This is a genomic window from Acinetobacter sp. YH12086 (assembly GCF_013419345.1).
GTDB lineage: Bacteria > Pseudomonadota > Gammaproteobacteria > Pseudomonadales > Moraxellaceae > Acinetobacter > Acinetobacter amyesii.
In genome coordinates this window covers 35,339-55,719 of sequence record NZ_VPAF01000003.1, presented here as the reverse complement: position 1 = coordinate 55,719, position 20,381 = coordinate 35,339, and the positions used below count along the sequence as shown (strand labels likewise).

The following is a 20,381-nucleotide window of genomic DNA, read 5'->3' as shown; positions in this document are numbered from 1 at the left end:
TCTAGATCAAGCGAAATGCGTTCAAACCTATTCATCATGGACTCGAACGCTTTGCTTCTAATCATGTCTCAAATTTAAATTCTTGCTGTCATCTATTAGCTGTATGCATTTGGCCTGACAGTCGATGCTTCATCCACTTGAATATCAAAATCATCTACATCTGAGGTGATCTCAGTAACCAAATCATCTGACTCTTTTTCTGCAGCGTTTTCAAGCCAGAATCCTTTCACTTTATCGTCCCCATCATGACCTGCAAAGACCACACTCATATATAGTTTTTTTTGCGGATAATCATATTTATACACAATCGTTGTGGTCTCCCCTTCTCCCAGCCGAGTATTTGCCATTCGCTGAATCACTTCCGCCTCAGCGCTAGGTTGACCTGCTGGAATCAGCTTTTTCATACGCGAGAACAGCTCCGGATCTGCCAGCATCGCATCACGAATATTTTCTTCAACCAATGCCAAAAAGCTATCTTGATGGGGTTGGTGTAGTGCTGCGAATAATTTTTCTGACTTGATACGCTGTGAGCTTGTCTCACTTGGTAGGCTTGATTCGAATTTTGCAATCAAGAAATCGCCGATTTTTTCACAAGCCGTTATAGGTAAGATTAAAGCAATGATGACGACTAATTTTTTCAACACCGTACAAGCCCTCTGGTTATTATTAAAATATATAAAGTTAAAATTTAGTTCGGATAATCTGTGTGATTTATAGAATTTTCACTGATTTATCTGCCTCACAAGTATAAAGCAAACTTCTATATAAAAATGAAAAATACAGGCTCACAATTAGTTTTTCGATCTTTCTAGGCAAATCAGAGATTTTGTGAAGTGTTCATTAATAACTCAATATTATTCGTTCTATAAATTAAACTTAATAATCAAATCGCTTATACAACTAAAAATGATAATTTATCGATCAAACAGTTTGGTTTTGATCAAAATCGTTGGCTGTATTCTCATATAAACTGCAAAATATTATCGTATTTATCTCCCAAATTATTCAGAACTTTTTGTCATGGCGGATTCAGTCTGTCTGCAACATTTGTTCGTGGATGACTGTGGGCTTTTTTCTCCCAAATCTGACATAAGAGCTGATGTATGAAAAAGATTAAGGTGAGCCTTGCCTGGCAAATCGTGATTGCTCTCATTCTAGGTATACTTGTTGGTGCTTTCCTACACTATTCTCCTGAATATCGTGATGCTTTAGTTAATAACTTTTTGACACCTTTGGGCTCAATTTTTATTAACCTCATTAAGATGATCGTTATTCCGCTTGTTGTGTCGATGCTTATTTTAGGTATTGCCAATACAAGTCACGGTAGTAACTTAGGTAAACTTGGTTTCAAAACAATTATTTATTTTGAAATCATTACCACCGTTGCTATTTTAGTCGGTTTAGTTGCAGCCAACGTATTCCAACCTGGTGCCGGCATTGATATGTCTGCATTGACGCAAGTCGATATTTCAAAGTATCAAGAAACAACACATGAAGTCAGTGAACATTCTCATGGTTTGATTCAAACAATACTTTCACTTATTCCATCTAACTTTTTTGCAGCTTTGACGAGTGGTCAAATGCTCCCAATCATCTTTTTCTCTGTGATGTTTGGTGTAGGTTTAGGTGCGCTTGATCAGGAAGTAAAACAACCTTTAATTAAAGTGTTGACCGCTGTTTCTGAAACGATGTTTAAAGTTACGCACATGATCATGATGTTTGCACCTATTGGTGTATTCGGCTTGATTGCTGCAACTGTTGCGAATTTCGGCTTCAGCTCTCTTGTGCCACTGCTTAAACTCGCAGTTTTAGTTTATGGTGCAATTTTCTTCTTTATTTTCATTGTATTAGGTGCTGTTGCTAAATTCTGTGGCTTCAGTGTTTGGGCCATTATCAAGATCTTAAAAGATGAATTGATTCTCGCGTATTCAACTGCAAGTTCTGAAACCGTCCTCCCCCGTATTATGGAAAAAATGGAAGCTTATGGTGCTCCGAAACCGATTACCAGTTTCGTGATTCCAATTGGCTATTCATTTAACCTCGATGGTTCGACCCTATATCAAAGTATTGCGGCTATCTTTATTGCTCAGCTTTACGGGATTGATCTGACAATCACCCAACAAGTGATTCTGGTCCTGACCTTGATGATTACCTCTAAAGGGATTGCAGGTGTACCTGGCGTTTCTTTCGTGGTTTTGCTAGCGACTCTCGGCAGTGTCGGTATTCCTCTCGAAGGTCTGGCATTCATTGCGGGTATTGACCGTATTTTAGATATGGCACGTACTGTACTGAATGTGATTGGTAACGCGCTTGCAGTACTGGTGATCAGTAAATGGGAAGGCCAATTTGATACTGAAAAACAAAAAAATTATGCCGCTAATCTAAAAGATGCCGCTTAATTTTATGTCATAAAAAAGGACGCTTCGGCGTCCTTTTTTACAGCTTTGTTTTATTTTTCCAAACTTTATTTATTTTTTTCGCCAAAAACTGAAATATTAAAATCTCGAATTTTGTTACTTCCTGCGGGTTTATCAAAACTTACATCATACTGTACAAGGTTTTTATTGGTATAACCGTACTCATAAGTGACCGTATATAAAGACGGTTTTTCAGTCGATTTTTCAATGTGCTTAGCCACTATATTTTTGCGTGAGTAATCTTGTTTCGGAATACCTCGTGCAAATTTACGCAGCTCTTTTTCATTCTGTTCAAACTTCGCTTTGAGTTCTGGTTCAAAGTAGGTATACAACTTTTCAAAATTGCCTTCACGTAATTGATCATAGGCAGCTTGGGCAACTTCAGTCTGTTCAGCACTTGGGTCTGGTATTGCATTTAATGCTTTTTGGCCAATTTGATCACAGCCGCCAAGCCCAATAAGTGAAGCCATTGCAAAATATTTTAATTTCATATTGTACTCATCAATCTAAAATTATCTGTCTATAAAAAAGGACGCCGTAGCGCCCTCTTTTCTCAATCTTCAATTAGTCTTCTTCAGGCTCATTGAGATCTGATTCATTGTCATTTTGCTCAATAATCGTTGAGTCATCTACAAGCTGCTCAGTTTCGATTGCTTCCACTTCTTCAAAAGTTTCGTCTTCTTCAACTGCTTCGATCGCAACAACACCGACCAAGATTTCGCTTTCACCTAAACGGATCAGACGAACACCTTGAGCATTACGACCTGTTTGTGCCACTTCAGACGCACGTGTACGAACCAGCGTACCACCATCTGAAATTAACATCAGCTCTTTAGACGCATCAATCGCTACCGCACCAACAAGTTCACCGTTACGTTCAGATGTTTTGATTGCAATAACACCTTTACCGCCACGTTTCTTGGTTGGGAAGTCATCTACTGGTGTACGTTTACCATAACCATTAGCTGAAGCACAAAGTACTTCACCAGTTTCAGGAACAACCACCAATGACACAATACGGCTAATGAGAGCTGAATCAGAGGTATCTTCATCATCAGACTCTACATCCGCATCCTCAGCGTCTTCAGCTTGAGCAGCTGCACCAATGGTCACGCGCATACCACGGACACCTTTGGCAGAACGCCCCATTGAACGCACGTCAGTTTCTGCAAAACGAATGGCTTTACCTTCGTTTGAGAACAACATGATTTGTTGTTCGCCGTCGGTAATTGCGACACCAATTAAAGTGTCATCACCATTCAGCTCAATCGCTCGTAGACCGTTAGAACGAACATTCGAGAATTGTTCTAGTTCAACACGTTTAATCGTACCGTATTCAGTCGCCATGAATACATAGAAGTTTTTACGAACGGCTTCTGCTTGCTGTGCAAAGTCATTGATGATCTCATCATCAAGATCAGTGGTAGAAAGCTCTAAGCCCAACTGTTTCAATTGAACACGTAATGCATCAGACAAGTCATCTGCACCGTCTTCAGTCTCAGCAAGTGCAGCTTCTAAACCAGCAAAATGACTATTAATCACTTCATTAGTTTGTAACTGTGCACTATTGGCTTTTACAAATGCTTTAAAGTCAGCCAAACGTTCTTTAAATTTCTTCGGCGCATCGACCACTGGTAAAATAGCGGTGATGGTCTCGTTTTCATCTAATGGCAATAAGTTCACCATTGGACGACCTTTCGCACCACGAGATGCTTGAGGTACTTCATATACTTTCAGACGATAAACTTTACCTACATTGGTAAAGCAAAGCACTGTTGCGTGGTTTGAAGTCACGATCAAATGTTGGATGTAATCGTCTTCTTTCATTGAAGTTGCAGACTTACCACGTCCACCACGACGCTGTGCAGCGTAGTCTGACAATGGTTGAGTTTTTGCATAGCCTGATTTAGAAACAGTTAGTACCATTTGCTCTTCAGGGATTAAATCTTCACGAGAGAAGTCGATACGTGATTCCACGATATCGGTACGACGTGCATCGCCATATTGTTGAAGGATTAAAGCCAATTCCTCTTTAATCACGTTCATCAACAAGTTGAAATCGTTCAAAATTGCCGTGTATTCAGCAATTTGACCAAGAATTTCTGTATATTCAGCTTGTAACTTGTCTTGTTCTAGACCAGTTAAGCGATGTAAACGAAGTTCTAAGATCGCACCTACTTGGGTTGGAGACAGACGATAAATATCACCTGTTAAACCAAATGGACGTGCTGGATCTTCGCCTTCAATTTCATCTGGTCGGACAGATACCGCACCCGCTTTTTCAAGCAATGCAACAACCCCACCGCCTGCCCACTCGCCCGCTTGTAAACGTTCGCGTGCTTCGCTTGGGTTTGCAGATGTTTTGATGGTTTCAATGATCGCATCGATGTTTGCAAGTGCAACCGTCAAACCTTCTAAGATATGTCCACGTTCACGTGCTTTACGCAATTCGAACATAGTACGGCGTGTAACCACTTCCTGACGGTGACGGATAAACGCTGCAATAATATCTTTCAAGTTCATTAACTTAGGCTGACCATTATCGAGGCAGACCATGTTAATGCTGAATGAATTTTCTAATTGGGTATTTTGGAATAGGTTATTTACAATCACTTCGGCGTTTTCACCACGCTTCAAGTCAATTGCAATACGCATCCCTTCTTTATCTGATTCATCACGAAGTTCAGAAATACCTTCAAGTTTTTTCTCTTTAACCAACTCAGCAATACGTTCAATGGTTTTTGCTTTGTTAACTTGATAAGGAATTTCAGTGAAGACAATCGTGCTACGGCCCGATTTTTGGTCTTCTTCAATGTGATATTTACCACGGATGTGCAAACGGCCTTTACCAGTACGGTACGCATCGACAATGCCTGATTTACCGTAAATGATACCGCCTGTAGGGAAGTCTGGACCAGAAATATGTTCCATTAACCCTTCAATGCTGATGTGCGGATCGTTGGCATAAGCAAGACATGCATTAATGACTTCTGTCATGTTATGCGGAGCCATATTGGTTGCCATACCTACAGCAATACCAGCTACACCGTTAATCAACAAGTTAGGCACACGTGTTGGCATGACTTGTGGAATACGTTCAGAACCGTCGTAGTTGTCTTCCCACTCTACGGTATCTTTCTCAAGATCCGCTAAAAGTTCGTGGGTTAATTTACGCATACGAACTTCGGTATAACGCATTGCTGCTGCACTGTCACCATCGACAGAACCGAAGTTACCCTGACCATCAACCAATTGATAGCGTAAACTGAAATCTTGAGCCATACGAACAATGGTTTCGTATACAGCTAAGTCACCATGTGGGTGATATTTACCGATGACGTCACCGACTACACGGGCAGACTTTTTGTAAGCTTTGTTGTAGTCATTGCCCAATTCGTGCATTGCAAAAAGCACACGACGGTGAACAGGTTTGAGACCATCTCGGACATCTGGCAACGCACGTGACACAATCACGCTCATTGCATAATCGAGATATGAGCTCTTCAGTTCATCCTCAATGGCAATCGGTCTAATTTCCGATACGCTCATGCATACTCCTTGTTATACAAGCAGAATTCTGCCCGCATTTATATATCGTAAATCTGTAAAAATTAGTTCAAAAAACACTGAACCAATATCAAAAGTCAAGTCGGACAGTATAGCATAAAAACCCTGATTTTTGTGCCAATCATCTTGCACTAGAACCATGATTTTTTGTATTTATTTTAAGCATTTTGATTTTATTTGCTGTGAAAAAAACCTCTACGAATAGAGGTTGTTTAATGTTCAAAAAATTTCTTTTCGAAGCTTCAAATTTAGACGCATAAATGAGATAAAAATCACTCTTTATGATATTGCATAATCTCTAGTTCTTGAGGTACATGATCCTGCTGCATCCATGAGTATGCTGTTAAATACAAACCTAAAATAAGCGGAAATTCATAAACTTCTTCGATGAAATCTTTATAAGCCAAATCGTACAAAAATAAAAAACTAAGACTACGACTATGCTCAACTGCATCAGAAATAAGTAAGCCCAATATCACCAAGCCGAATGGCCAAATTGGTAAAGCCAAGGTTTTTAGCTTATGTACAATTTCTTGGCGTAAATACGGCGAAAACAGCATAAAGACCACAGGTGCAATCATGAATACCGAAATTAAACGAAAATACGGTTTAGGCACATCAGGAAAATAGTCACGCCCCCAACTAATACTACGACCAAATAGCAACAACCACCATGCAACAGCCCACAACCAAAATTGTTTCTTTCCATCTTGCATTTCAAGTGGTCGAATATAGAAAAAAGTATAAATCGCAAAAAACAGCAATAACAATGCTTGGACCGATTCAACTGCTGTAACAGTCATTCCATCAAATAAAGGAAAAGAGATACTTTGTAAAACAGGAAAAAGTAAACAGCAGATCATCAGCACCAATACACTGACTGGTAACTGAAAATCAAATTTCAAAGGGAGACTCCGCCTAAAGGGCAAGTTCAATAAAACAGCAATGTTAACACAAAATATACAATCCTTTAAGCTTGCTTTAAGTTTAAGATTCAAACTTGAAGGATAAATTTTTATTATTTTATTTTAAATCTTTGTATTTTTATAATTTATTTATCTCCATCCTATTACCAAGCGATTGCGCCTGCTTACTTACCATTTAAGTTTCAACATACGTTTAGCTTACGCTACAGTAGTGTCTAATACCAATAATAAGAAATCACATCGTATGAATATTGAAGTACTAAATTAAGAATCCACTCCCCCCCATAAGCATGAAACATCTAACTGCAATTTATATATGTACATTTACGTATAATTAATCGATTAAACATAACCAAGAAGACCTACTAATTCTTCAAACAATAAAAACGCCCCTAAACCATAAGCTTAGGAGCGTCTTGAACTGTGTTCAGAAATTAGATTTTAGATACTAATTCTGGAACTACAGTGTTCAAGTCACCTACTAACCAGTAATCAGCTACTGAGTTAATTGGCGCTTCTTCGTCTTTGTTGATCGCAACGATCACTTTAGATTCCTTCATACCTGCCAAGTGCTGAATCGCACCTGAGATACCTACAGCGATGTACAAGTCAGGAGCAACAATTTTACCTGTTTGACCCACTTGCATATCGTTTGGTACGAAACCAGCATCAACAGCTGCACGAGATGCGCCTTGCGCAGCACCAAGCTTGTCCGCTAATGGATCAAGAACAGTGTGATAGTTTTCACCTGAACCAACACCACGACCGCCTGAAACAACAATACGCGCAGCTGTTAATTCTGGACGTTCAGATTTCACGATTTCTTCAGAAACGAACTTAGAAATACCAGCATCACCAGTAGATGCAACAGCTTCAACTGCAGCAGAGCCGCCTTCGCTTGCAACAGCATCAAATGCAGTACCACGAACAGTCGCAACTACAACAGACTCGCCAGACTCTACAGTTGCAATCGCGTTGCCTGCATAGATTGGACGTTTGAAAGTTTTAGGACCTTCAACAGCAATGATGTCAGTGATCATGCTTACGTCAAGTAGCGCAGCAGCACGTGGAAGTACGTTTTTGCCCGTTGTCGTAGAAGCAGCAAGGATGTGAGTGTAACCCGCACCGATAGAAGCAACTAATTTAGCAACGTTTTCAGCCAATTGATTAGCATAAGCAGCGTCGTCAGCAAGTAATACTTTGCTTACACCCGCAACTTTAGCTGCTTGGTCTGCAACTGCTTGAGCGCCTGAACCAGCTACTAATACAGTGATATCACCACCGATTTTTTGCGCTGCAGCAACAACGTTAAGAGTTGCACCATTTAGTGCTTTGTTGTCGTGCTCAGCGATAACTAAAATACTCATGATTTTTATCCTTCTGTATTAGATCACTTTCGCTTCGTTTTTCAATTTATCTACAAGCTCGTCTACAGACTTCACTTGTACGCCCGCTTTACGTTCTGCAGGAGCTTCAACTTTAACAGTTTTAAGCTTAGTTGCAGGTGAAACGCCATAATCAGCAGGTGACTTAGTATCAAGCGGCTTTTTACGCGCTTTCATAATGTTTGGAAGAGCAGCATAACGTGGCTCATTCAAACGCAAGTCAGTGGTGATAATTGCAGGAAGTGCAAGTTCAACAGTTTGTAAACCACCGTCAATTTCACGAGTCACTTGTACTTTGTCGCCTTCAACTTTAACTTCTGAAGCGAAAGTACCTTGGCCAGCACCTAAAAGCGCGCCAAGCATCTGACCAACTTGGTTAGAGTCGTCATCAATTGCTTGTTTACCAAGAAGGATCAATTGAGGTTGTTCAGCGTCTACAACACCTTTTAGGATTTTTGCAACTTCAAGTGCACCTAACTGGCTGTCGTCAGCTTCAACAAGGATACCGCGGTCTGCACCAAGCGCCATAGAAGAACGGATTTGTTCTTGAGCTTCTTTAGGACCAATAGAAACAACAACGATTTCTGAAACAGTTCCTTTTTCTTTTAAACGAACCGCTTCTTCCACTGCGATTTCACAGAATGGGTTAATTGACATTTTAACGTTCGTTAAGTCAACACCACTGTTGTCCGGCTTAACGCGAACTTTAACGTTGGCATCAACCACACGTTTTACAGCAACAAGAGCCTTCATGTAATCCTCGGCTGTTTTAGCAAATGTAAATGTTGAGAAAAGTTATATTAACTCTTCACTTTAAATTTTTTAGGTGCCCTATCTTGCAATGTGTACGGCATTTCGGTCAAGTCACAATTATCGAAAGACCTGTAAAAAAGCGTAATTTCCTTGAACTTATCGTTCACATTTTTTAAAGAATGGTTCAGTTATCCAAAAAAACGCATTATTCAGTTATTTTTTAAGCATTGATTTTTATTATTTTTTTACTTGATTTAGCTCATCAAAAGATCTGATTTAATATCAATTTTCGATCAATCTTTCTGAAATAGAGCTTTCCCTCTACACATTCGGCAACATATCTAAACTTGTCATTTAAGATAGAAGCATAATGAATTTAGCGCTAATTTCACTTTTCCGAAGCTAATTGGTGGGTTTTTCTCTCTTTCTTATTCTTAATATGTGTCGATATTCACCACATATAAAAAAACCTCCGCCTTCACGAAGGTTTTAGTTAAGGCAATTATTTCTATTTACATTTGCTGTTTTTAATTGGCAATTAACCATGTCGCAGCAAGAGCCAATAAACCGCCTGATGTACCATCGATCCACTTTTGTTTGCGTTCATCAATTTCAGTTTTTTGTGTAATACGTGCAAAGACCATACTCAAACTACAATACACTACAAAAATTAGCCCAATAAAAATGAAGGACAAAATCAAACCTTGACTCACGGTACTCGCTGATTTATCGATAAATTGCGGCAAAATTGCAAAATATATCAACATTCCTTTCGGGTTCAGTAAAGCCGTAAAAAAGCCTTTTTTAATCGGGTTGGACGCTGACTTTTTCTCAATACTTAATTTTTTACTGCTAAATACTGAACGTAGCAAATGCGTCGCCAAATATAAAAGATAAGCAATCCCCAACCAGCGGATTGTTTCAAAGAGTAGTGGAAATGACACGATAATCGCAGCAATACCCAATGCCACCAAAATCGAGTGAACCAAGTAACCTGAACACACACCTACTGTTGCCATCATGCCTGCTTTTGCATCCTTACCCATCACTTGTGACAGGATAAAAAGCATATCGGGTCCTGGTGTGAAAATAAGGGGAATTACCGTTAAGGCAAACAAAGCAAATACAGACATTTCAATTTTCCCTTTCTATGTCCTGAAAGTGAAATTAGTATGTTTGAATCGCTTTAAAATAGGATATCAAATATTCTATAATAGATATTATTTTTAGAATTATATTCTATTTTATGAAGACATCTTCTAAGTCAATTCTAGTTAAACTAGATCGTATTGATAAAAATATCATTCGCTCACTTCAAAATAATGGCCGCATGCAAAATAATGACTTAGCCAAGGAAATTGGACTCTCGCCTTCTTCTTGTTTACGTCGGGTCAAATTACTCGAAGAAGCAGGTGTGATTCAGAATTACACCACCATGGTCGATCCACAAAAGATTGGCTTTCAATTGATTTTATTCTCTCGTATTTGGTTGACTGGGCAAGATGCTGAAACCATCGATACTTTTATCGAAGCGATGAAAGAACTTCCTCAAGTCATGGAGTGCTACATTATTTTGGGTGAGTGCGATGCAATGCTCAAAGTAGTGGTGCCTGACCTAGAAAGTTACCGCAAATTTCAGTCTACTCACTTAACCAAGAAAAATGGCATCACCAGTGTAAAGACTGATTTACCAAGCCAAATCATCAAACAAAGCTTCCAGTTACCGCTAGAAGATTTATAAACAGAAATTGGTCTGCCAAGGAACAACTCAAGCATTAGAAACGACGAGGCTGAAACTACAAGCTTGGCAATGTAGTGACGGATTACCTTCACAGCCTCGAATGCAAATACCTAGCAATTCGGTATTTACTTATATTTTAAGCAAAGAAAAATAATAATTTGGGGCACATTTGCAGCAATTAAATGGGAAATATCTAGGAGGTCTTTGAGCTCAATTGCTCAAGTAGGAAAACCATTGATTGGATTGACAGGCTCTCGCTATCAAAATTAAACGAATTGAATTACTAAGCAGCAAAACGGATTGGCATTTAGAAATTTTTGTTTAAGCAACTAAGCTATGCAAAGAAGATTAACACTCTAACGCTCTGCTCACAAGCATCTCAACATGTCATGGAGCGAGTGATATAAGGGCTAAACATCCAAAACCAATGAAGATAGCCCTTGAGTTGTTTATTTGACCAATGGTTTAGGCTGGCTGATTTTCCAAAAAGTCACGATGGATGTGGCTTAGGTCAATAAGTTCATACTTTGCCAAATCAAAAATACGCCAAATGGTGAGGGCATCTTCTTTACTGTCAAATTTAGCAGTTGCTTTATTGGTAAGCTGCCATTGTTTATCCGAAATCCAAATAAAGTATTGGCCCGTCGCCGCATTAAACGCCTGAACTTTACCATCGGCATTAATCCCTTGTAGCTGCGCACCTTCAGGCAATACAGCTTCTACTTCAGGTAAACTGATTTCAACAAAGTGTTTGATTTGGCGTAAGCCGTATCCTACAAAAATTTCTTTTTGCTGACCATTTAACTGGTCATATTTTTCTTGAATATCTGAAATCATGGTATGGCCTATATATTTTTAACGGTACAGCAATTTAGTAAATGGCGAATTTCACTTCAGCACTTACGTCAATTCAATAATGGACATTTTTTATACCCGATAATTTGAATTTTTATAATGCGACAATAGTTCAAAATGTCGGTCAATTTTACCAATATTTTTTCACATCCTTATTTAATTTTCATGAAGTAGACCACTTTAGGATACAAAATGTGAAATCTAGCCTGTGAATTTAAGCAAAATTTAGACCACTGAGTACCAAAGTCGTTTTTGCAATTGTTACGAATCTTTATGCTGTGCCCTTGGATGGGCCTGATCATAAACTTGTGCCAATCGATCAAAATCCACATGGGTATAAATTTGTGTAGTGGTTAAATTACTATGCCCCAACATTTCTTGTACAGCACGCAAGTCACCGCTATTGGACAACATATGGCTAGCGAAGCAATGTCGTAATAAATGCGGATGTAAATCGACATTTACACCTGCACGTCGAGCTTGAAATTTAACTCGATTTTCTATTTGTCTTACCCCTAGTGGATTTCCTTTTTGAGTGATAAAAACTTGGGCTTCTGGGACAAAATCACCATGCCATGCAGGATATAATTGCAACCAATGCATCACAGCCTCTTTGGCTTTAGAACCAAAAGGTACAATGCGCGTTTTATTCCCTTTACCCGTAATACGTAAAAGTTGGCGATTAAAATCAATATCTCGAATGGTTAAGCCCTGCACTTCTGCCAAACGTAAACCACTTGAATAGAGCAACTCCAAAATCGCTTTATCACGTATCCAAAGTTGCCGTTGAGTTTCACTTTCCGGCTCGGGCTGTTCCATGATTTGTTTAATGGTTTCAATATCGACCAATCCTGGTAAAGGACGTGATTGGCGTTTGAGCTGAAAATCATCTGCAGGATTAAAATTGAGATAACCCCCTTGTTCTGCCCATTTCATAAATTGGCGTATTGAAGATAACATGCGCTGCAAACTACTTGGATTGAGCTGAAACTGTTCCACTTTATGAGCAACAAATTCACGCAGATCTGACTTTTCGACATCATGCAGTGGCAAGTTGCGTATTGTACAAAATTGGAGAAAATCACTGACATCACGCTCATACGCTTGCAATGTATGTTTAGACTGATTTTGAATTTCACGTTCCTTCAACCACATAGTCAGTAGTTGACTCTGATCCATCGTCATCTGTCTTCTCCCATTTCAACATGTGCTTAAGCGTTGCAGTACGTTCACTAAAGCGATTTTACATATCTGTTTTATGAAAAGAGTCTAGCAAAGAACCCCTTAGGCTTACCATCAACACGTTGGTAAAAAGCTTGCGTTTCATTAAGCAAATACCCTTCTACACCATCCACACTGTGTGGATTGACATGGATTAAATCCACTGGGCATTGCTCTTTTAAACTATCCTGTGTGATACGACCAATTTTACTGTGCAAATCTTGAATTTGTTGTTCAGATAACCCTGCTTCTAAATCTAGTCCGATCAGCAAAGTTGGTGAATCATCTCGAGCTTCATTCAGCATTTGCGCCAAATAGGCAGCTTTTACCACACGCTCTGTGCCGAAAAAATGCTTAATTGATCAATCATAAACTGCGGATATTCCGCTGGCTGACCAATTAAAACTTCCGTATCTTCCGTAACTTCATAGTTTTCTGAGGGCTGAATATACTGCCCGTTCAGCAAATGTTGAATTTCTTCTGGTACAAAGTCCTTCGTCGCATCAGGTGTTTGTGGATTCAATACAAGCCTTGCCCCCATGGTCATTTCAAATAATGCCTTGGTTGGTAGCCGGATATGCGACTCCTCTTCAGATATTGCCAACCGCATTTTTTCCAAAGAAGTAAAAAACGGGATGACGCAATCATAAGTTTCATCTTCCCATGATTTCAATTGAACACTGTCGCCTTCATCCAAGATCAAAGCTTCGGCAATACGTGAATCACGTCCCCCTGTTGTTCCCACACAATACACATTGGCCGCTAATAATTGAGCTAAAAATTCGGGTCGATACGCAGGTTCATGTAAAGCTTTATGAAAAAGTTGCTCTAAGATTTCTTCTTTTATTTCTTCGTTTATTTGTTCCATGTTGATTCCAATCCCATTGAATTATAATTTTTTATTCACTTTTTATTTTATGAAAAAAGCCCTGAATGAATCAGGGCTTCGAGTTTAACCTTGGAAGTAGCTTAAATCTAAGCGTCCTTCGTAAACTGTTGCAGTTGGTCCAGTCATCCAGACTACACCACCTTCTTGCCACTCAATTTGCAGCTTACCACCTGCCAACTCTATTTCGACCGAATTGGCTAATAAACCACGACGCATACCTGATACTGCCGCTGCACAAGCACCTGTACCACAGGCCATGGTTTCACCGACACCACGTTCAAATACACGTAAGCGTGCATGTTTCTCATCCAAAATTTGCATAAAGCCAGCATTTACTCGCTGTGGAAAACGCTCATGTGATTCGACTTGTGGACCAATTTTAGCGACGTCTGCGGTAATGACATCAGGAACGATCGTCACTGCATGCGGATTACCCATACTCACTACATCAATGGTGAGCTGTTCATTATTCGCCAATGCTATGTCGTATAAGTTTTCAGGCTCTTCCGCAATAAATGGAATTTCATGCGGCAAAAAGCGTGGATAACCCATATTAACGCGCACCCAACCATTCGCACCTAATTCAGGCTCTACGATACCTGACTTGGTTTGTACTTTGATTTTGGTTTTGCTGGTCAACTTACGTTCATGCACAAAGCGTGCAAAACAACGTACGCCATTACCACATTGTTCAACTTCCGAACCATCTGCATTAAAAATACGATATTTAAAATCGACATTAGGTAAATCAGGTGGTTCTACAATCAAAAGCTGATCAAAACCAATACCAAAATGACGGTCGGCCAAACGCTGAATCGTCACTGTATCTAAATAAGCCCGTTGGCTAATTAGATCGACCACCATAAAGTCATTGCCAAGGCCATGCATTTTGGTAAATTCTAATAACATCTCGAATTTCTCCTTAAGGCAATAAACGTTCACGTTCCCATAATGATTCGATGGTTTCACGCTCACGAATCAAATGAGACTGATCACCGTCAACCATCACTTCAGCAGCACGTCCGCGGCTGTTGTAGTTTGAACTCATGACAAAACCATAAGCACCCGCACCCAATACTGCAAGCACGTCATTTTCTTGAATCGCCAACTGACGTTGCTTACCGAGGAAATCACCGGTTTCGCAAATCGCGCCAACAACATCCCAGTCTTTCTTTTCTGTATCAGTACGAGGCGTTACTTCCTGAATATCCATCCATGCTTCATATAAAGCAGGACGGATTAAGTCGTTCATTGCGGCATCAATAATGGCAAAATTACGATGATTGGTCGGTTTGAGCAAATCAACTTTAGTTAACAACACCCCTGCATTTGCAGAAATACTACGCCCCGGCTCCATATATACCTTAAGGCCTAATTTTTCTAATGCCGGACGCATTGCCTGAGCATATTCTTCAACGGTTGGCGGAACTTCGTCTTTGTACGTTACGCCTAAACCACCACCAATATCGATGTGTTTTAGATGAATACCCATCTCTTTCAGTTGATTGATCATCACAATGACACGATCAAGTGCATCAACAAAAGGCTGAGTTTCAGTCAACTGTGAACCGATATGACAATCAATCCCGATAATCTCAAGATTTGGCAACGACGCTGCATATGCATAGGTGTCAAAAACGCTGTCTGAAGGAATACCGAATTTATTTTCTTTTAAACCCGTAGAGATATAAGGATGGGTTTTGGCATCCACATCTGGATTTACACGCAATGAAATCGGTGCTTTCTTACCCATTGCCGCAGCAACTTTTTGGATTCGATCTAGCTCTGCATGAGATTCTACGTTAAAACATGCAATACCCACGTCCAACGCTTTTTGGATATCGGCTTCAGTTTTACCCAAACCAGAGAATACAATTTTAGAAGCTTCACCACCGGCTTTTAATACACGTGCGAGTTCACCACCCGTCACGATATCAAAACCAGCGCCCTGCTTGGCAAGTACGTTTAACACCGCAAGATTAGAGTTTGACTTTACCGCAAAACAAATTTGATGGTCGATAAAGCTAAATGCACGATCCATATCTGAATAATGCTTTTCAAAAGTAGCTTTTGAATAAACATAAAGCGGTGTGCCATATTGCTGTGCAAGCTGTTGTAAAGAACATTGCTCTGCATGCAATACCCCATTCGTACGGGTGAAACTCATGAAAGTATCCTTTCTATAAAAGCATTAAGGTGTAGGGTTAGAATTTGAAGATTCCGATTCAGTTGGAACAGAATCCGCTTGTTTTTCCTGCTTTTGCTGTGCAGGCGTATCTGGATAAATCAGATATTTTGCGCGCTTATCTGCATTTGCATCTGAAGGTAAATGCAATGCACCAGACTGACCACAAGCGGTCAGCAGCACAGCACTTGCTAATACAATAATTTTATAATTCATAAAACGATACATAAACGTACCTAATGAAAAGATTTTTCCGAGTATAACGTGATCAACCCGCGGATAAAAGAAAAGCCCTGTAATTCCAAGTGAGCTTTTTGCCATTCTGCACTAAATTTAAGCAAAATTTGATGGTGCTGTTTTCAAACCACATTTGTGTATTTTTCTATACCGATCAGGCTATTGATTTCACTGAAATAGCTTATCAATTTGAATGCTGTTTTATACTTCTATTAGCACTAATGAATACTGTGTATTAGTGTAAATTAAATCCATATCCAAATTAAAAAGCTGCCCCTCAGGAGCAGCTTTTTATGTTTTTACATCAGTTCAAAAATGTAAATTAATGGTGCTTTTTCTTATAAAAACCGAAATAGCCAATAATCAATATGATGAACCAAATCGGGCTCACCATGAGCGCTTTCATGGTATCTGCTTCTAGCGACAAGACATAAATCATGCCGATGAAGAAGATAATCACGAGCCAACAGGTATATAAACCACCCGGTAGTTTAAAGGTTGATTTCGCATGCAGCTCAGGACGAGTTTTATAGTAAACGATATAGCTCCAGATAATCATGAGCCATACACAGATAAATAAAATCGTCGAAAGTGTGGTTGCTAAAGTGAAGGCTTCAACCGTGTTCGGAACGAAATACTGTAATGCAGCACCCAACAGCAAACAAACTGCCGAGAAATATAACGCATTTGCCGGAACTGCACGTGAGTTTAGACGGCCAAACGCTTTTGGACCTTGCTCTTCACGAGATAAACCAAACAACATACGTGAAGTCGAGAACACACCACTATTCATCGATGACATAACTGATGACAACACCACCAAGTTCATAATAATCGCAGCAGCAGCAATACCGGCTTGGCTAAACAAGTTCACGAATGGTGAAATGCTTGGGTCAATGGCATTCCATGGCGTAACGGACATCACAATCACAAGTGCCAGCACATAGAAAATAATGATACGAATCGGAATCGAGTTCACAGCTTTAGGCAAGTTGTGTTCTGGATCTTTGGTTTCTGCTGCCGTAGTACCCACGAGTTCTACGCCGACAAAGGCAAAAATGGCGATTTGGAAACCTGCCAAGAAGCCAGTTACTCCTGTTGGGAATAGACCACCATGTGACCATAAATGTGTGAATGATGCGATTTCACCTGTCGATGAGGTAAAACCGGTAAAGATCATCCAAAGACCGACACCAATAAGCACCACGATTGCAATAATCTTAATCAGTGCAAACCAGAACTCTAATTCACCAAAAAGTTTAACCGTAACAAGGTTTAACCCCATGATAAATACAATGGCGGCAACACTGATCATCACCCCTTCTTCCGGCGAGAACGGGTTACCTCCATTAAAGAATTGCAGGTAATAAATGATGGCCGATAAATCAGCAATCCCTATAGTGATCCAGCACAGCCAATAGGTCCAACCCACAAAATAACCTGCCCACGGGCCGATTAAGTCGGTTGCAAAATCGATAAAAGATTTATATTCAAGATTTGATAGTAATAACTCGCCTAATGCACGCATGACGAGGAAAACCATAAAACCAATAATCATATAGATAATAAGGATGGACGGACCAGCTAAACTGATGGTCTTTCCTGACCCCATAAATAAACCTGTACCAATCGCACCACCAATCGCAATCAATTGCAGGTGTCGGTTGGACAAGCTTCGTTTCAAATCGCCGCTATCAGCGTGCGATCCATGAATTTCATTTGACATTATTTAATTCAACTTCGCGTTCCAATTGCGACAAATTAACGTAAAAATTTCAGAAAATACAAAATTATTTTTCATCATCTATATTTTCGGATTAAGTGACAAAGTTAATTTATTTTTCTTATATATAAAAATCTTAGCGCCAGTTCACATTTTAAAGCGACCAATAAAACAACAATTTACTTGTAATAACTTAAATTTTATGCAAAAAATATTTTACCAACGATAAAAAAATTATGCCAAATATCATGGAAGTTTCTAACAATGGCATATCAATTGCTACAGATATCAAAAATGTAGCATTCACTCACTCAGGGCCGATAAGAAGAAGATACTATGCAAGAAATTCAAAATATCATGGAAACACTCAGTGGATGGGTCTGGGGCCCGTACATGTTGGTCCTCATTGTCGGAACAGGTGTATTCCTCACCTTCCGACTACTTTTCTGGCAATTTCGCATGTTGCCTTTCGCATTCAAACAAGTCTTTGGCAAGCATCCTAAAGCAGATCAACATGATGGCGATATTTCTCATTTCGCCTCACTTATGACCGCACTTTCTGCCACCATTGGTACAGGTAATATTGCCGGTGTAGCCACCGCTTGTGTGCTCGGTGGTCCGGGCGCAGTGTTTTGGATGTGGATAACCGCGCTCTTTGGTATGGCAACCAAATATGGTGAAGGTGTACTCGCTGTAAAGTTTCGTCATAAAAATGAAAATGGCGAAATGAACGGTGGTCCGATGTATTACATCGAACGTGGACTTGGGCCTAAGTGGAAATGGTTGGCAGTGGTATTTGCCCTATTTGGTACTTTGGCATCCTTCGGTATTGGGAGCTCAGTACAGTCGAACACTGTCGCGCTTGCTGTGCAAAACAGCTTAGGGATCAGCACACTCACCACTGCAATCGTTATCACCATATTCTCTGCACTCGTTATTTTAGGCGGCATCAAATCCATTTCTAAAGCCTCTTCATTTATTGTTCCAATTATGGCGGTAGGTTATGTATTGGGTGGCTTAATCATTATTTTCACCAACCTTGAATTGGTGATCCCTGCACTAAAAATGATCTTTAGCTATGCATTTACGGGCGAAGCTGCTGCGGGTGGTGCGATTGGTGCTGCGATTCGTTATGGTGTGGCACGTGGTGTATTCTCTAATGAAGCAGGTATGGGCTCAGCACCCATTGCCGCTGCGGCTGCAAAAACTGACCACCCAGCACGTCAAGGTCTTGTCTCTATGACAGGTACGTTCTTAGACACCATCATTGTTTGCTCTATTACAGGTATCGTACTAGTGATGGGCTTCATCATGGCGGGACAAAGCTTTGGTGATCAAACGGGGGCCGTACTGACGATTAGTGTTTTTGACAAACTACTTCCGGGCTTCGGTGGTTGGGTCGTGACTTTCGGTATTATTTTCTTCGCTTATTCAACCATTCTGGGTTGGAGCTATTATGGTGAAAAATGCTGTACATACCTCTTAGGTGAAAAGTCAGTACTGATTTATCGCTTAATTTATATCGCATCAGTCTTTGTCGGCTGTGTCGTAACACTCGATCTCGTTTGGTTATTTGCCGATACCTTTAATGGTTTGATGGCTGCACCAAACTGTATTGCACTGTTATTGCTCTCAGGCATCATTGTGAAAGAATCAAAAGATTTTATTGAACGTCGTAAATCAGGTGAGTTGTACTAATACCCGCATCCTGCTCAACAAAAAGCCACGTGAATTCACGTGGCTTTTTTATTCGGACTGAAAATCGATATTTACTTATTGAATTGTGCCAATTTGACCATCATCAAATTTGTCGTTTTTCGTATTGCTTTCATTGGCTGCTTCATCTTTTGGATCTGATTCAGTATCTTCAATAAAGCCTTCACCAAATTGGTCACCAAACTCATTTTCAGCATATTCAGAATCTACAGCACTGGCTTCCATCAGATCAGCTTCGATTTCTAGGGCAATTTCCAAAGATAAAGAAAAGAACAATACCCCCTGAATTTTCATGTTCCCTTGTTCATCTTCAAGGTATTCACTGAGGGTTTTATATGCAGGGCTGCTTTCATCAAAAGGCACGTCAAGGTATAAATCACCTGTATAACTATCGATTAAAGACTCACCTTCTAGCCCCATACAAGGGAAATAGTCTATATTTTGCAGGTCAAACCAGTGCATAACATCATTACGCACCGTATTTTTTTCAGGATGTTGATGATCATATTCTTCAAAATGCACAAATAACACATCACGATTTTTTTCACGTGCGATGGCATCGATATGTCGTAATAGTTCAGTCATGTGGTGACCCATTTCAAAAAATATAATGCGCTATTATAAAGTGCTAACTATGTAAAAGTGCAGCTATTGAAAATAAAACGACATCAATTGACCTTCATCAGTCATTTCATGCGATAAAAACTTGGTTTTTCGATGTATTCACCGCTATGCTGTGACTCAATTTGAGTTTGTGCACAGTAAA

At 39.8% G+C, this 20,381-nt stretch carries 18 protein-coding genes and 1 pseudogene; 3 read left to right on the top strand and 16 right to left on the bottom strand.

The features are described 5' to 3' along the window. Positions 1-95: 95 nt before the first annotated feature. Positions 96-644: a hypothetical protein gene (locus FTU29_RS05000; protein ID WP_180120692.1), complete on the bottom strand. Its 549-nt coding sequence runs from the start codon at positions 642-644 to the stop codon at positions 96-98. 459 nt (positions 645-1,103) lie between these two features. Here FTU29_RS05000 and gltP point away from each other — a divergent pair, with 459 nt between their 5' ends. Further along, positions 1,104-2,399 (top strand): glutamate/aspartate:proton symporter GltP, encoded by a 1,296-nt coding sequence (gltP, locus tag FTU29_RS04995; RefSeq protein ID WP_078190399.1) that lies wholly within the window; start codon positions 1,104-1,106, stop codon positions 2,397-2,399. A 65-nt stretch (positions 2,400-2,464) separates the two neighbouring features. On the opposite strand, the gene FTU29_RS04990 is transcribed toward gltP, so the two are convergent. The 6 genes from FTU29_RS04990 to FTU29_RS04965 form a co-directional block, all read right to left on the bottom strand. Next, positions 2,465-2,908, bottom strand: a complete 444-nt coding sequence (locus FTU29_RS04990) for a DUF3887 domain-containing protein (RefSeq protein WP_078192064.1) — start codon at positions 2,906-2,908, stop codon at positions 2,465-2,467. 73 nt (positions 2,909-2,981) lie between these two features. Further along, complete coding sequence (gene gyrA / locus FTU29_RS04985; protein ID WP_180120690.1) at positions 2,982-5,966, bottom strand: DNA gyrase subunit A; 2,985 nt, start codon at positions 5,964-5,966, stop codon at positions 2,982-2,984. Positions 5,967-6,256: 290 nt separating this feature from the next. Continuing rightward, the gene (locus FTU29_RS04980; protein ID WP_180120688.1) at positions 6,257-6,889 is read right to left on the bottom strand and encodes a hypothetical protein; all 633 of its coding nucleotides are present in this window, start codon (positions 6,887-6,889) and stop codon (positions 6,257-6,259) included. A gap of 455 nt (positions 6,890-7,344) precedes the next feature. After that, positions 7,345-8,277, bottom strand: coding sequence for an FAD-binding protein (locus tag FTU29_RS04975; protein WP_111883923.1), 933 nt, complete (start codon positions 8,275-8,277; stop codon positions 7,345-7,347). Between the two features lie 18 nt (positions 8,278-8,295). Continuing rightward, positions 8,296-9,048 (bottom strand): electron transfer flavoprotein subunit beta/FixA family protein, encoded by a 753-nt coding sequence (locus tag FTU29_RS04970; protein WP_078192067.1) that lies wholly within the window; start codon positions 9,046-9,048, stop codon positions 8,296-8,298. Between the two features lie 527 nt (positions 9,049-9,575). Then, a complete protein-coding gene (locus FTU29_RS04965) occupies positions 9,576-10,181 on the bottom strand; it encodes a LysE family translocator (protein WP_180120687.1) in 606 nt (201 codons plus the stop codon). Between the two features lie 113 nt (positions 10,182-10,294). On the opposite strand from FTU29_RS04965, the gene FTU29_RS04960 reads away from it, so the two are divergent. Further along, entirely contained in the window at positions 10,295-10,789 is a 495-nt protein-coding gene (locus FTU29_RS04960; RefSeq protein ID WP_180120685.1) for an Lrp/AsnC family transcriptional regulator, read from the top strand. 465 nt (positions 10,790-11,254) lie between these two features. On the opposite strand, the gene FTU29_RS04955 is transcribed toward FTU29_RS04960, so the two are convergent. The 8 genes from FTU29_RS04955 to FTU29_RS04920 all read right to left on the bottom strand — a co-directional run bounded on the left by FTU29_RS04955 (position 11,255) and on the right by FTU29_RS04920 (position 17,902). Then, positions 11,255-11,626, bottom strand: a complete 372-nt coding sequence (locus FTU29_RS04955) for a hypothetical protein (RefSeq protein WP_218948490.1) — start codon at positions 11,624-11,626, stop codon at positions 11,255-11,257. A 279-nt stretch (positions 11,627-11,905) separates the two neighbouring features. Next, positions 11,906-12,829 (bottom strand): tyrosine recombinase XerC, encoded by a 924-nt coding sequence (locus tag FTU29_RS04950; RefSeq protein WP_180120683.1) that lies wholly within the window; start codon positions 12,827-12,829, stop codon positions 11,906-11,908. 71 nt (positions 12,830-12,900) lie between these two features. After that, on the bottom strand, positions 12,901-13,197 hold the full coding sequence (locus FTU29_RS04945; protein WP_180120681.1) for an enhanced serine sensitivity protein SseB C-terminal domain-containing protein: 297 nt from the start codon (positions 13,195-13,197) through the stop codon (positions 12,901-12,903). After that, a complete protein-coding gene (locus FTU29_RS04940) occupies positions 13,191-13,733 on the bottom strand; it encodes an SseB family protein (RefSeq protein WP_180120679.1) in 543 nt (180 codons plus the stop codon). The genes FTU29_RS04945 and FTU29_RS04940 overlap by 7 nt, the downstream gene beginning before the upstream one ends. 84 nt (positions 13,734-13,817) lie before the next feature. Then, a complete protein-coding gene (dapF, locus tag FTU29_RS04935) occupies positions 13,818-14,663 on the bottom strand; it encodes a diaminopimelate epimerase (RefSeq protein ID WP_180008334.1) in 846 nt (281 codons plus the stop codon). 13 nt (positions 14,664-14,676) lie between these two features. Continuing rightward, positions 14,677-15,921: a diaminopimelate decarboxylase gene (lysA, locus tag FTU29_RS04930; protein ID WP_180056051.1), complete on the bottom strand. Its 1,245-nt coding sequence runs from the start codon at positions 15,919-15,921 to the stop codon at positions 14,677-14,679. A 24-nt stretch (positions 15,922-15,945) separates the two neighbouring features. After that, positions 15,946-16,155: a lipoprotein gene (locus tag FTU29_RS04925; protein WP_373423566.1), complete on the bottom strand. Its 210-nt coding sequence runs from the start codon at positions 16,153-16,155 to the stop codon at positions 15,946-15,948. 343 nt (positions 16,156-16,498) lie between these two features. After that, positions 16,499-17,902, bottom strand: coding sequence for an amino acid permease (locus tag FTU29_RS04920; RefSeq protein ID WP_078192075.1), 1,404 nt, complete (start codon positions 17,900-17,902; stop codon positions 16,499-16,501). Between the two features lie 333 nt (positions 17,903-18,235). Between FTU29_RS04920 and FTU29_RS04915 the strand changes: the two genes are divergently transcribed. Further along, entirely contained in the window at positions 18,236-19,597 is a 1,362-nt protein-coding gene (locus FTU29_RS04915; RefSeq protein ID WP_180120677.1) for a sodium:alanine symporter family protein, read from the top strand. Positions 19,598-19,843: 246 nt separating this feature from the next. Here FTU29_RS04915 and FTU29_RS04910 read toward each other — a convergent pair. Further along, positions 19,844-20,200, bottom strand: a pseudogene (locus tag FTU29_RS04910) (hypothetical protein); the annotation flags it as partial. Positions 20,201-20,381: the final 181 nt, after the last annotated feature.